The 12,838-nt window shown below is 60.3% G+C and carries 12 protein-coding genes; 5 read left to right on the plus strand and 7 right to left on the minus strand.

Annotation, left to right across the window (positions count from 1 at the left end; genetic code table 11):
• Positions 1-218 precede the first annotated feature (218 nt).
• Positions 219-1,109 carry a LysR family transcriptional regulator gene (locus P3T40_RS00180; protein ID WP_429265663.1) on the minus strand — a complete coding sequence of 297 codons (891 nt, stop codon included), beginning with the start codon at positions 1,107-1,109 and terminating at the stop codon, positions 219-221.
• A 111-nt stretch (positions 1,110-1,220) separates the two neighbouring features.
• Between P3T40_RS00180 and P3T40_RS00185 the strand changes: the two genes are divergently transcribed.
• Positions 1,221-1,676 (plus strand): cupin domain-containing protein, encoded by a 456-nt coding sequence (locus P3T40_RS00185; RefSeq protein ID WP_429265664.1) that lies wholly within the window; start codon positions 1,221-1,223, stop codon positions 1,674-1,676.
• Between the two features lie 69 nt (positions 1,677-1,745).
• Here the strand turns inward: P3T40_RS00185 and P3T40_RS00190 are convergent, their stop codons facing one another.
• The 3 genes from P3T40_RS00190 to P3T40_RS00200 all read right to left on the minus strand — a co-directional run bounded on the left by P3T40_RS00190 (position 1,746) and on the right by P3T40_RS00200 (position 4,790).
• Positions 1,746-2,720: a 2-dehydropantoate 2-reductase gene (locus tag P3T40_RS00190; RefSeq protein WP_429265665.1), complete on the minus strand. Its 975-nt coding sequence runs from the start codon at positions 2,718-2,720 to the stop codon at positions 1,746-1,748.
• A 3-nt stretch (positions 2,721-2,723) separates the two neighbouring features.
• A complete protein-coding gene (locus P3T40_RS00195) occupies positions 2,724-3,512 on the minus strand; it encodes a class II aldolase/adducin family protein (protein ID WP_429265666.1) in 789 nt (262 codons plus the stop codon).
• Positions 3,513-3,593: 81 nt separating this feature from the next.
• Positions 3,594-4,790, minus strand: coding sequence for an amino acid aminotransferase (locus tag P3T40_RS00200; protein ID WP_429265667.1), 1,197 nt, complete (start codon positions 4,788-4,790; stop codon positions 3,594-3,596).
• Positions 4,791-4,979: 189 nt separating this feature from the next.
• Here P3T40_RS00200 and P3T40_RS00205 point away from each other — a divergent pair, with 189 nt between their 5' ends.
• Positions 4,980-5,918 (plus strand): LysR family transcriptional regulator, encoded by a 939-nt coding sequence (locus P3T40_RS00205; RefSeq protein ID WP_429265668.1) that lies wholly within the window; start codon positions 4,980-4,982, stop codon positions 5,916-5,918.
• 21 nt (positions 5,919-5,939) lie between these two features.
• Here P3T40_RS00205 and P3T40_RS00210 read toward each other — a convergent pair whose 3' ends face one another.
• Entirely contained in the window at positions 5,940-8,039 is a 2,100-nt protein-coding gene (locus tag P3T40_RS00210) for an acetate--CoA ligase family protein (protein WP_429265669.1), read from the minus strand.
• Positions 8,040-8,062: 23 nt separating this feature from the next.
• Complete coding sequence (locus tag P3T40_RS00215; RefSeq protein ID WP_429265670.1) at positions 8,063-8,854, minus strand: enoyl-CoA hydratase/isomerase family protein; 792 nt, start codon at positions 8,852-8,854, stop codon at positions 8,063-8,065.
• A 299-nt stretch (positions 8,855-9,153) separates the two neighbouring features.
• On the opposite strand from P3T40_RS00215, the gene P3T40_RS00220 reads away from it, so the two are divergent.
• A complete protein-coding gene (locus P3T40_RS00220) occupies positions 9,154-10,482 on the plus strand; it encodes an MFS transporter (protein ID WP_429265671.1) in 1,329 nt (442 codons plus the stop codon).
• On the opposite strand, the gene P3T40_RS00225 is transcribed toward P3T40_RS00220, so the two are convergent.
• The gene (locus tag P3T40_RS00225) at positions 10,479-11,273 is read right to left on the minus strand and encodes an IclR family transcriptional regulator (protein ID WP_429265672.1); all 795 of its coding nucleotides are present in this window, start codon (positions 11,271-11,273) and stop codon (positions 10,479-10,481) included. The genes P3T40_RS00220 and P3T40_RS00225 overlap by 4 nt on opposite strands.
• 274 nt (positions 11,274-11,547) lie before the next feature.
• On the opposite strand from P3T40_RS00225, the gene P3T40_RS00230 reads away from it, so the two are divergent.
• Positions 11,548-12,405: an oxidoreductase gene (locus tag P3T40_RS00230; protein ID WP_429265673.1), complete on the plus strand. Its 858-nt coding sequence runs from the start codon at positions 11,548-11,550 to the stop codon at positions 12,403-12,405.
• A gap of 13 nt (positions 12,406-12,418) precedes the next feature.
• Positions 12,419-12,832: a VOC family protein gene (locus P3T40_RS00235; protein ID WP_429265674.1), complete on the plus strand. Its 414-nt coding sequence runs from the start codon at positions 12,419-12,421 to the stop codon at positions 12,830-12,832.
• The last annotated feature ends 6 nt before the right edge of the window (positions 12,833-12,838 follow it).

The raw sequence follows: 12,838 nt of genomic DNA on the forward strand, positions 1-12,838 counted from the left end.
AGACGAATGCCAGGATTGAGGAGCGTCGCCCATAAACGCGGCACAAGCAGCGACTGCCGCTGTGTCGTTTTACAGATCGATGCTCGGTTTGATTCCCGATGAAGAGACAGCGTGGGAACCATAAATGTACCCGAAGAGATGACATTGTCGAATATGAAGCAACGATTTCGCGGATGAAAAAAGCCGACTTCCAACCCAATGCGTCCGCCAACGATGCATCACGAGCTGCCTTGACCTGCGAGCGCATCGATCAATGCGCGAACGCGCGCAGGCATCATGCGCGTTCCCGGTATGAGCACGCTCACGGGCAATGGGGCGGGACGGCACGCAGGCAGTAACTCTACAAGACGTCCCTCGCGTAGATAATGCTCCACCATGTGCTCAAGTACCTGCGCTATGCCTACCCCATCGAGTACGGCTTCGACCATCGCATCACCGTGACTGCTCGAGAAACGTGATCGCGGACGCATCTGGATGGGTTCTCCATTTTCCAGAAATTCCAGCGGACGTTCCCGGCCTGATGTCGGCATCCGGAACGAGATGACGGGATGAGCCTCGATATCGGCGACAGAGTTCAGCTTGCCATGAGTTTGGACGTATTGCGGAGTTGCGCACAGCACGAGATGCTGTCGGTCAATCTGACGCGCGACCAGGCCCGAATCTTCGTTGTTTCCGATACGTACTACCGCATCAAGACCTTCGTCTACCAGATTGACTCTTTCATCGCTCAGGCGCATCTCTATGTTGAGCAAGGGGTGCGCGGCCAACAGGCGGCTCAGTACAGGGACGATCTTTCGAGTCCCGTACCCGATAGGGGCGCCAACACGCAGGGTGCCGGTCGGCCCATCGGTCGTGTCTGTGATGAGTGACTCGAGCACGCTGATTTCGTCAACGACGCGCCCGCACTGCGCGAATAGCGTGGTTCCCTCCTCGGTCAGGTGAAGCGAGCGTGTCGTTCGATGGAAAAGCCTGCTTCCCAGATCGCTTTCGAGGCGGGCCACGCTCTTTGCTACCGACGATGGCGCGAGGCCGAGCTCGCGCGCGGCCGCGGCGAAGCTGCCGTTCCTCGCCACGGAAGCAAAGCTCAAGAACTGGTTGAGATTTTTCATGATCGATTCACGGTATTGTGTCGTCACTCAAACGACATGAACGTCGTTTTTCTGATTCGATAGCCGGGCTATAGTGGGTTTTCCGCTACACACGATTCTTTGAGGAAAGCCATGTTCGTACTCAATACGAATTCGCCTGAATACAATTTCGCTGGCACCCGTGTGCGCATGCTGCTGTCCGGCAAACAGACCAGCGAGGCGTTTTGCATGATGGAGATGTTTAGCCCGCCTGGCAAGGGTACGCCATTGCACGCTCACGCAAGGGAAGAGGAAACGATTACCGTCCTCGAGGGTGTGCTCGATGTGATTATCGACGGCAAGACGGTGAGCTTGCACGCCGGTGAAACCATCTTTGTGCCGCGCAATGTGCCGCATAAGCTGGCCAACACCGGTGATGTCCTGTCACGCTATCTGGTTGTGTGCACACCGGGCGGCTTCGATGACTTTGTCGACAACTGCGCCGATGTTCAGACTGGCCCGGTTATGCCCACCCCACCGCGCCCCGAAGATATTGCACGTATGCGTGAGGCAGCGCCAAGGTTTGGGATTTCGTTGCTGCCGGGCTGATCAACCTGAGCCTGTCGAACGTGTGATCCGATCAACCACAGGCTCAGGCGCTACGCCACCGCAAAACTATCAATAGAGGCCCAAGGTTCGCGCGTGCAACCGGCTCAGACCGAGCAAGGCGTCGATGAACGGTGTTGGAACGTCCGTGACCTGTCCTAGCTCGCGCACTGCACCCACCAGTGCGTCAATCTCAACAGCCTTACGCGCCAGAACGTCCTGCAGCATGGACGTTTTCATCGCACCCAGTTTCATCGTCACCTGATGCCGATCGCTCGGTGCCTGGTCAATGGGAATCCCGAAGCGCGCGCCGATTTCCTTTGCCTCCAGCATCGCGCTGGTCACAAAGCCGCGCACAAGTTCGTCGCCCAGAATCTTGTCGGTGGTGGCGCCCGTGATCGCACTGATCGGGTTCATCGTCATGTTGCCCCACAGCTTGTACCAGACGTCCCGTTGTATCTGGTCCGAAGCGGACGCATTGAAGCCTGCGGCTGCAAAAGTCTCCACCAGTTTTTTGACGCGCTCGCTCGGCCGTCCAGAGGCCTCGCCAAAGATGAGCCCGTTGCCGAGATGATGGCGGATTACACCCGGAGCGTCTTGCAGGCAGCTCGCGTTGACTACGCAGCCCACGGTCTGCGCACTGGGAATCGCCGCCGCGATGGATCCGTCCGGGTCCACCGAGGTCAGACGCGTGCCTGCCAGGCCGCTACCGAGGCCATCGCAGAACCACCATGGAACGCCGTTCATTGCCGTGATAACGGCGGTGTTCGTGCTCAGCAGCGGCGCGATGCCGGCAGCGACCGCGGCCATCGCCGGCGCCTTCACCGCGACGATCACGATATCCTGAGGACCCAGCTCCGCGCCGTTCTCGGCAGCCTCGACGCTCGCCGTCGTCGTCTTGCCGTCCTCTACGAGTTGCAGACCGTTTGCCCTGAGCGCGGACAGTGTCGCGCCCCGAGCAATCACACTGATGTCGTGGCCTGTCTGTGCAAGCCGGGCGCCCATCCAACCGCCAATGGCGCCGGCACCATAAATGCAAATCTTCATGCTTTAATCCTTATAGCTTGTGTCAACGCGATCAATTTGCCGCACAAGCGCATCGAAGACGTCCTGCCCCGCGCCATGACGGACGTCGAACTGCAGCGAATCGCGCGAGCAGCGCTGGGCGATATCTTCCGGAATGCGCAACGCCGGCCCCATGGAGAACGTAGCAATCTGGATCTCGCAGGCGCGGTTTAGCGTCCATAGCACGGCGAAGGTTTGCGCCAGCGTGGAGCCCCATGCGAGCAGACCGTGGTTGCGTAGAATAACAGCCTGTCGATCGCGGATATTAGCCACCAGGCGCGGCCCTTCTTCGGCATGAATCGTGATGCCCTCGAAGTCGTGATACGCGATCCGCTCGTGCAACTGTGCGCTATAGAAGTTCGTCTGCTGCAGGCCGCCCTCAAGACAGGCGACCGCCACACCCGCCGTCGTATGCGTGTGCATGACGCAGTGCGCATCAGGAATCCCTTCGTGAATGGCGGCATGAACCGTGAAGCCAGCGGGATTGACAGGATACTTCGAGCCGTCGAGGACGTTGCCTTGCGCGTCGATCTTCACCAGATTGCTGGCCGTCACTTCACTGTAATGCAGTCCGAAAGGGTTGATCAGGAAGTGCCGCTCGCCGCCTGTCACGCTTTCGGGCAAGCGCAAAGTGATGTGGTTATAGATCATCTCGGTCCATCCGAGCCTATCGAAAATACGATAGCAGGCGGCGAGCTGAACCCGCGCGTTCCACTCGTCGGGATGCGTCGTAGCCCGAGCGGATGCGCTCGCTGGTTCACTGACGGTGTTCATTGCATTCTCCTGTTTTCCCGCTTTGCAGACCCGCTTAGCAGGCCCGCTTAGTAGCCCCGCTTTGTGGGCCAATCTGGCCGCCTAAGCGCCGACAACTTCGGCGATGGCAGAGACGACATACGAGACGTTTCGATCATTCAGTCCGGCGACGCACATACGCCCCGAGCGAAGCAGATAGACGCCATAGTCGATCCGGAGCCTGTCTACCTGACGCTCTGTGAGTCCCGTATAAGTGAACATGCCATGCTGTGCCAGATAGCGCGCTCTCATGACCTCATCGACCCTGCCCTCCAGCCCCGCATGGATCGCATGACGCATCGAGAGAATGCGCTCGCGCATCCCACCCAGTTCGGCTTCCCACTGTCGCTGCAACGCTGGATCGCGTAGCACGCCGGCCACCAGCTTCGCGCCGTGCGTCGGCGGATTGCTGTAGTTGGCGCGAATCGCCGACATCAGTTGACCGAGTACGCGTCCGGCTTCATCGGCGGAGGCACACACGACGTTGAGCGTGCCGCAACGTTCGCCATAGAGCGAGAAATTCTTCGAGAAGGAGCTGGCGACGATCAGCGGAATACCAGCCTGCGCTAGCAAACCAATGCAGGCCGCATCCTCCGCGAGCCCTGCGCCAAAACCCTGATACGCCATATCAACGAAAGCGATCAATTCACGACGTTGCAATACCGGCACCAGTTCAGCCCACTGCCCGGCGGTCAGATCGACGCCGGTCGGGTTATGGCAGCACGCGTGAAGCAAAACAACGCTTCTTGCCGGGAGACGGTCGATCGCAGCCAGCATTTCCTCGAAGCGCAGGCCGCCGGTGTGTTCGTCGTAGTACGGATAGGTATTGACGGTGAGACCCGCACCCTCGAACACGACCCGGTGATTTTCCCAGCTCGGGTCGCTGATCCACACCTGTGACGTGGGAAAATAGCGCTTCAGGAAGTCCGCGCCAACCTTGAGCGCACCCGAGCCGCCTACCGTCTGCACAGTCGCCACGCGGTTTGCGTTGCGGACTTCGGAGTCCACACCGAATACCAGCGCCTGCGCGGCATCACGATAGTCGGCGAGCCCCGACATGGGCAGGTAAGGCCGTGGACCCTTGACACCCATTAAGGCAACTTCCGCCTGGCGTACCGAATCCAGCATCGGCAGCTTGCCGTCAGCGTCGAAATAGATACCAATGCTCAGATTGACCTTGTTCGTGCGCGGGTCAAGCTGGAAATCCTCGTTCAGACTCAGAATAGGATCGCCCGGGTAGGCGGGGATATGCTCGAACATCGGAAGCTCCTGTGTGTTGTCGGCGAAACGGTTGCCGTCTCCAAAGCTGCTCTATTGTCTCCGGCATCGTTGATAACCGGTCCAACCACTGAAGCAAGTCTGGCGAAGTACCCAAGTGTCCGGTACCTTGACCTTGCTGACAATCAATCGATTCTTTATCACTTTTCAGTTTTTCTTTAGAATCGGCCCATGCCACTGACACGTGCCACCATCCGGCAGTACGAGGCGTTTCTTGCCATCGCCGATCTGCATAGCATCAGCGCGGCTGCGGACCGGCTGGGTCTGACTTCGTCGGCAGTCAGCCAGTTGCTGGCCGAAATGGAAACGGACCTGGGTTTCCGCCTGTTCGATCGCACCACTCGGCGTGTCAACCTTTCGAGCGCTGGACGCGACTTCCTTCCTTCAGCCGAAACGATACTGCGCTACGTACGGGCCGCCGAACAATCTGCAGACGATATCCGCAATCACGCGGCCGGCACTGTACGGGTCGGTGCGCCACTGGTGCTCGCGAGCACCGCCTTGCCTGCTGCAATCGCGCAGTATGCTTCGCACAAGCCGAAAGTGGTGATTCGGATTTACGACACTGTAGTCGAGCAACTCGCGGAGCGAGTGGCCAATGGAGACATCGATCTCGCGATTGGCCCGGACCGCCCTGCCGGCAGCAGGGTCAGTTGCGAACCCTCGTTCGAGAGCGCCTGGGTCATGTGGAGCGCGCCCGCCCATCCACTTGCTTCGCGACGACAGGTGCGCTGGCACGATCTGCGCGGCGTACCGATTGTGGCGACAGGACGGGACCATGAGCGAGGGGTCGCGCAGATGCTGGCGGACGTTCCCGCCGATGCCCGCATCATTCCGGTGGAAGTCGTCGACAACGTCACCACTGCGTTCGGACTGGCATCCCAAGGGTTCGCCGTCACGCTCGCTCCGGCCTACGTCGCGCCGTTAGCGCGCACGTTCGGGCTGGTGATGCGGCGCATCACCGACCCCGAAACGATCCGCCAGGTTTGCGTCTACCGCCCGTTGGAGCGGTCCCTCTCCCCGTCCGCGGACGGTTTTGCGCAATTTATCGGAGACTGGTTGAAGCGCTGGGACCGGGACACTCAACGAGCTTTTCGGAAGTCGTCGTAACGTCCCGGTTCGATCGGGCCGTCATGCGGGCGCAATCACTGCGATACCGTCGGCGGCTAGCACGCCACGGCCCGCGGGCAAAACAAAGACCGGATTGATCTCCGCTTCGACAATACGCTCGCCAAGCTGCGAAGCCATGCGCGAGAACGCGACGATCGCTGAGACCGCCGCATCTACGTCGGCCCGAGGCCGGCCACGATACCCGTCAAGCAACGGCCATGTCTTCAGCGACTGAAGCATGGTCAGAGCGTCGTCGCGGGACAGAGGAGCCGCAGCCGGCAGTAACTTCATCGTGGTGTCCTTGAACAGCTCTGCAGTCACACCGCCCATGCCAAGCAGAATCGCCGTCCCCAGTGAATCGCGGTGTAAGCCGAAGATGAGCTCGATGCCCCCCGTCACCATTCCCTGCACCAGGAAAGCCTTCGGCACACTGCCCGTGCTGGTCTCAACTTCATCGCACATGCGTGCGAGACGTGCGCCGATCTCGTCGGCGGACACGCCCACCGCGACACCGCCTACCTCGCTCTTGTGTGTGATCTCGTTCGACAGCAGTTTCAGCACGACCTTTCCGCCGAATTCGCGCGCCGCTGTTTGCGCCTCTTCCGCGTTCGTGACGACACGTTCACGCACCGACGGAACGCCGAAACTTGCGAACAGCGTTTTGGCCTCGGCCTCATTCAATGAGCCGACAGGCAAATGGTCCAGCGCAACCGGAGCAACGGGATCAGGCTCAACCGCCAAGGTTACGCGCCGATGACTTTCACTGTGTTTCCACATGGCGTTGAGGGCAGACGCCACGCTTTCCGGGCTCGCAAATGCAGGGACGTTGAGCCGGTTCAGAAGCGCGGTGATTTCCGGCGCGTGCGGACTGACGAACGTCAGTAGCGCCTTGCTGCTGCCCGGCAGCGAATCGCGGATCGCGCCCGCCATCAGATCAGGCATCGCCAGTCCCGACGACCCTACGATCACGACGACGGCGTCGTAGCTGGCGCTTGCAAGCAGCGTCCGGATTGCGCCACGCAACAGGTCCGGCTGCAGACCCGCGAGCGTGACGTCGATCGGATTACGATCGAGCACCGCATGATCCCCGGTTTGCAGTGCGCGCAATGCCGCAGCGGTTTCCTGATCGGGCGCGGGGGTCTCGAAGTCCACGACACCCAGGCTATCCGTGACGAGCGTGCCGGCGCCGCCTGTGGACGTGAGAATCGCGACGCGTTTTCCCGCCAGCGTCCGGCGCGTCGCAAGCGCAGCGGGAATGTCCAGCAGGTCGGAGAACGTCTCTGCCCGGATCACGCCAAGCTGCTCGAACAGTGCGTCGTACATCCGGTCGGCGCCGGCCAGCGCGCCGGTATGCGACACGGCAGAGCGCGCGCCTGACTCCGAGCGGCCGATCTTGAACACGACGATCGGTTTGCCCGCAGCGGCCGCGCGCAGCGCAGCCCTGCGAAAGCGGTCGGGATGACGCAAGCCTTCCATATACAGCGCGATGACTGAAGTGGCCTCGTCATCGACGAGGTAGTCCACGAAATCGGCCATATCGAGGTCGACTTCATTGCTCGTCGACACCAGCTTGGAGAGCCCGATCCCTCGTGCCGCAGCACGCGACAATAGTGAACCCAGAATGCCGCCACTCTGTGACACCACGCCGATTCCGCCAACCGGAAGCTCGCCGGTCTCAAGCGCTCCGCTCGCTGAGAGCGTAATGCTGTCGGTAAGGTTGACCAGACCAATCGTGTTCGGCCCGAGGATGCGCATGGACCCCGCCGCATCGAGCAATTCGGCCTGACGGCGTGCGCCCTCGTCGCCGGTTTCGGAATAGCCGCTCGCGAGAACGATGGCCGCACTGGTGCCACGCTTCGCCAGTTCCCGAACAGCAAGATGCGCACGCTCGGCGCCGAGCAAGACGATCCCGACATCAGGCGCTTCAGGCAGCGAAGCAACATCGGGATAGCAGGCCAAGCCGCCGATGGTCTCGTAACGCGGATTGACCGGATAGATCTGTCCGCCAAACCCGTGCTTCTGCAGGTACGCCACTGGACGTCCCGAGGTCTTTGCCAAATCCGCCGACGCACCGATCACGGCGACACTGCGCGGCCGCATCAACTTCGCAATTGCATTCATGTCCACCGCTCCGCTGCCTGTATTTACCGGCTCTTGTTAAGAAAAGCGAGGACCGCGTCGCGGTGCTCCTGACTCGTGTAGCAAACCGCCTGCGCCTGGCTGCCTTGCGCAAAAACCTGCTGTGCCGACAATTCATAGCTCTGGTTCAGGATCGACTTGCCGAGCGCGAGCGCGGTGGGCGAGCCAAGGCTGAGCTCCGCCGCCCACGCTTGCGAATGCGCCAGAAGATCGCCAGCGCTGCAAACGCGATCCGCGATGCCCAGTGCCAGTGCCTCCGCTGCCTCAACCTTGCGCCCGCTGAAAGTGAGTTCCTTGGCTCGAGCGAGCCCCACACGGCGCGGCAGAAAGTACATGCCGCCGCCATCCGGAATCAGTCCGCGCCTGATGTAACTCCACGCAAAGCTGGCCTCCTCCGAGGCGACGATGAAGTCGCAACTGAGCGCCATGTCGGCGCCGAGGCCCGCGGCGGCTCCGTTGACGGCGGCAATGGTCGGCTTCGGCATCGAGTACAGCAGGTTCACCGTGTGATGCACACGCTGCTGGCGCGACCAGCCGTTGAAAGCGACCTCACCCGCGGGCGCCTCCATGCGCTGCGCCATGCCGCTGACATCACCACCGGCACAAAACCCTTTGCCGTTGCCGGTCAGGACAACAGCCCGCACGGTCGGGTCGGTCGAGGCGCGTGTCAGCGCTTCGATAAGTTGCGTGCGCATGTCGTCACTGATTGCGTTACGCTTTTCCGGGCGATTCAGCGTGATCGTCGCGATGTGCGAATCGATCGTCATGTCGATGGTTGATGAAGTTGATGAACTCATGTGTGCACCTGAATAGAACTGCGCCTGAATTGAAGCGGTTTTGTTCGCCCGACGATTCCACGGCCTGCGTTTCCGTCGATCCCATGACATGGAGCTTAGTCCGCGCATTCCGGCAAAGCATCCGTCCAGTTTCATGCAGTGAAACTGGACCAAACCTGCCAAGGCCGGCATCAAGCAGTTTCACTCTGTGGAATTGCGCTCTTGGCATCCTGGCAGTGACGCCGATAATTCGCTTGAACGTCCGCCACGCCCATGCTTCCATCGTGCGAACCGCGACGGCATACCAATACGGAGACGCGATGCATACTGCCCCTTCCACCTCACTCGAACGGGATATTGTCGAACTGTCCGAGGCGCGCGCGGTTTACCGCAAAGTCACGTGGCGGCTGCTGCCTTTCCTGTTCGTCTGCTATGTGTTCGCCTACCTGGACCGTGCCAATATCGGCTTTGCGCACCTTCAGTTCTCGCGCGATGTTGGTATGTCGGAAGCCGCGTTCGGCCTGGGCGTCGGGCTGTTGTATGCGGGCTATATGATCTTCGAGGTCCCGAGCAATCTGTGGCTGCAACGGGTTGGGGTTCGCCGCACGCTATTGCGCATCATGGTTTTGTGGGGCGTGGTCTCGGCCGGCACGGCCTTTGTGCACACGCCGGCGCAGTTCTACCTCGCCCGCGTGCTGCTCGGCGCCGCGGAGGCCGGCTTCTTTCCGGGTGTGATTCTCTACTTTACCTACTGGTTTCCGGCCGCCCGCCGGGCACGGATCACGTCGATCTTCATGACCGCTATCTGCGTCTCGGGAATCGTTAGTGGCCCGCTTTCAGGCCTGATCCTGGACACCCTGACGGGTATCTGGCACTTTCGCGGCTGGCAATGGATGTTTTTGCTGGAAGGCCTGCCTTCGATCGTCGCAGGCCTGTTCGCCTACGTGTACCTGACCGATCGCCCCGAGCAGGCTGAATGGCTCAGTGCCGCGGAAAAAAGTTTTCTGATCGACGAGATCAAACATGAAGCGCAAACGAAGGCCGCGCGTGCACACGCGTCGATCTGGGTGGCGCTGAAGGAGCCTAAGTTCTATATCCTGACCTTCGCGTACTTCAGCGTGCCGTGGGCCAGCATCGTCGTGCACATCTGGGCGCCCAGCGTCATTCAGAAGAGCGGTGTCACGAATATCTGGCACGTTGGCCTGTTTTCCGCTGTACCTTACGTTGTCGGCGCGGCAGCAATGTACCTGCTTGGCCGCAGTTCGGACAGGATGCTCGAGAGACGTTGGCATTTCATGGTGAGTTGCGTGCTCGCAGCAGTGGGCGTAGCGCTTTTGCCGCTGGCTGCCAACAGCCTGGGCCTACTGATGATCCTGCTGTGCGTGGCGACTGCAGGCTACCTGGGCATGTTGTCGCTGTTCTGGACGATTCCACCGGCCTATCTGTCGACCACCGTTGCGGCGAGCGGCATCGGCCTTATTAGTACGCTCGGGCAACTGGGCGGGATATCGGCACCGACCGTCATTGGCTACGCGTCCACGCATTTCGGCAGCAACGAAATGGGACTCTTCGCGGTCGCAATCGTGTCCATTCTCGGTGGACTGGCGATTGTGCTCGGCATCCCGGCTGCCTCGATTAACGAGCGCTAGCCGTCGATCCTCTCCACTTCGGCGAGAATCTCGTCTCGCAACGCCAGTAAGGGAGCCGAAAGTTCGCGCGTGACGGCTTGAAGGGAATCCGTTGTGCGGACGCTGAAATTCAGCACCACGCAAGCGTGCCCGGGAATCGAAAGCGGTGTGGCGAGCGCGACTACTTCTGGCTGCCAACTCGCCACACAATAGCCTCGTTCGCGCACGCTCGCGACGGCCGCGAGAATCTCGTCATGAAGCCGGGGCCAACCGCCCGTCCGGCCGCGCCGCTCGAAGCCAAGCATGAGCGCATCGAACGCCATCTTTTCCAGGGTTGCAAGATGCGCGCGGCCGAGCGATGTCAACTCCATCGGCACCCGCTGTCCCGATACGATGTTTCGCAGCGAAACGCGCTGATTGTATCGGACGGACTCCAGATAAACCATCTCTTCGCGATCGGCCGCTGCCAAGCCCACGTTAATATGGTGCTTCTGCGCGATCTCGCGAATCAGCGGCCCCGCCGCCTGCAGGATGGTCGAACCACTGCGCATGGCCTGAGCAAGGCTCAACACGGGTACACCCAGACGGTACGCCTTGCGTCCCACATCGTGTTCGAGATATCCCGCTTCGGCCAGCGTTCGCGTGAGCCGGCTGATGGTTGCCTTCGGCAGCCCGGTTCGCTCGACGAGATCTCCATTGCCGAGCAACGCTGCGCCTGGGCCAAACGCCCGCAGCAGTTCCAATCCGCGTTCCAATGAACGGTTCGATACGGTGCCGCGACGTGGCTTCTGCGTTGGCTTGTTTTCCGGCATTGAAAATGAGCTCCCCGTTGTCTTACCTCTCCCGCGTCACTCAGCATAATTGATCGCACACCCTCAGCGAAAGGGAAATCCGTATGACGATTCAACTCCACTGCGTGGAATCGAAAAATTGACTTTGCCAGCCCTGTTTCCATAATGATCCTCAATGCTCCTGCGTCGGGACGATGATGCACAAGACACCAGGCATCTATGAAATGCGGGTCGACGGAGCTGCGTATGCGTTTCTGAAATTCCTCGAACGACTAGTAACCGTAGGAGAAACATCATGGTCGACGTAGCGAAAAACGGTTTCAAGCGTGTCTGGTTCATCACCGGCGCGTCGCGTGGTCTGGGTGCGTTGATGGCCAAGGCAGCCTTGGCTGACGGCAACGCGGTGGTTGCGGCTGGCCGCAATGTCACAGCAATCGCCGAGCGCCTCGGTGAATCACCCGCCCTGTTGCCGGTGGCATTGGACGTGACAGACGAAGCGCAGGCGCAGGCCGCGGTTAAAGCCGCAGTTGAAAAATTCGGCCGCATCGACGTTCTGATCAACAACGCGGGGTTCGGTTTGCTCGGCGCCGTTGAAGAGTCCACTGATGCCGATGTGCGCCGCATGTACGATACCAACGTCTTCGGCTTGCTAAATGTCACGCGCGCTGTTCTACCCGTCATGCGCGCGCAGCGGGCTGGCCACGTCATCAACATGTCGTCGATCGGTGGCTATCGGGCGGGCGCTGGATTCGGCCCTTACAGTTCAACCAAATTTGCAGTCGAAGGTTTGACTGAGTCATTGCGCGCGGAATTGAAGCCGCTCGGCATTCACGCGACGGTCGTGGAGCCTGGATACTTCCGTACGGACTTCCTCGACGCGTCATCGCTGATGGTCGCCAAGGAGGTGATCGCAGATTATGATGAGACATCGGGTAACGTTCGCCGCAGAGCTGCCAGCATGAATCACAGTCAGCCGGGCGACCCCGAGAAGCTTGCGCAAGCCGTGGTGAAACTGGTCGATGCACCCACACCTCCGCTGCGGCTTCCGCTTGGCACAGATACACTGAAGGCCATCGCCGAGAAGAACGCCTATGTCACGGAGGAAACCGAGACCTGGAAGGCCTTATCGGCATCCACTGACTTTTCCGCTTGAGAGGATTCCCTTCATGACAACTGAATCGCTGACGCGTGGCATTGATCACGTGGGATTGACTGTTCGAAATCTCGACGTGACACGTGATTTTTTCATCAACTGTCTTGGGTGGAAGGAAGTTGGAGGAAAGCCCGAGTATCCGGCTGTGTTCGTCTCCGATGGACATATCCTCTTGACCCTATGGCAGTTAAAGGACGAGACCAACAAAGTCGAGTTCGATCGCAAGAAAAATGTTGGGCTACATCATCTTGCGCTTCGGGCTGCGAACGAAGAGGCCTTCGCTACTATCTTCGAACGGGTATCCGGCTGGCCGGGAGTCAAGGTCGAATTCGCGCCCGAAGCATTGGGCAGCGGTCCCAAACGGCACACCATGGTGTACGAGCCTGGTGGTATCCGGCTCGAGTTCGATCTGGATCCGCGCGGTTGAAGTTGG

Origin of the sequence: Paraburkholderia sp. EB58 (genome assembly GCF_050436665.1) — a bacterium.
GTDB lineage: Bacteria > Pseudomonadota > Gammaproteobacteria > Burkholderiales > Burkholderiaceae > Paraburkholderia.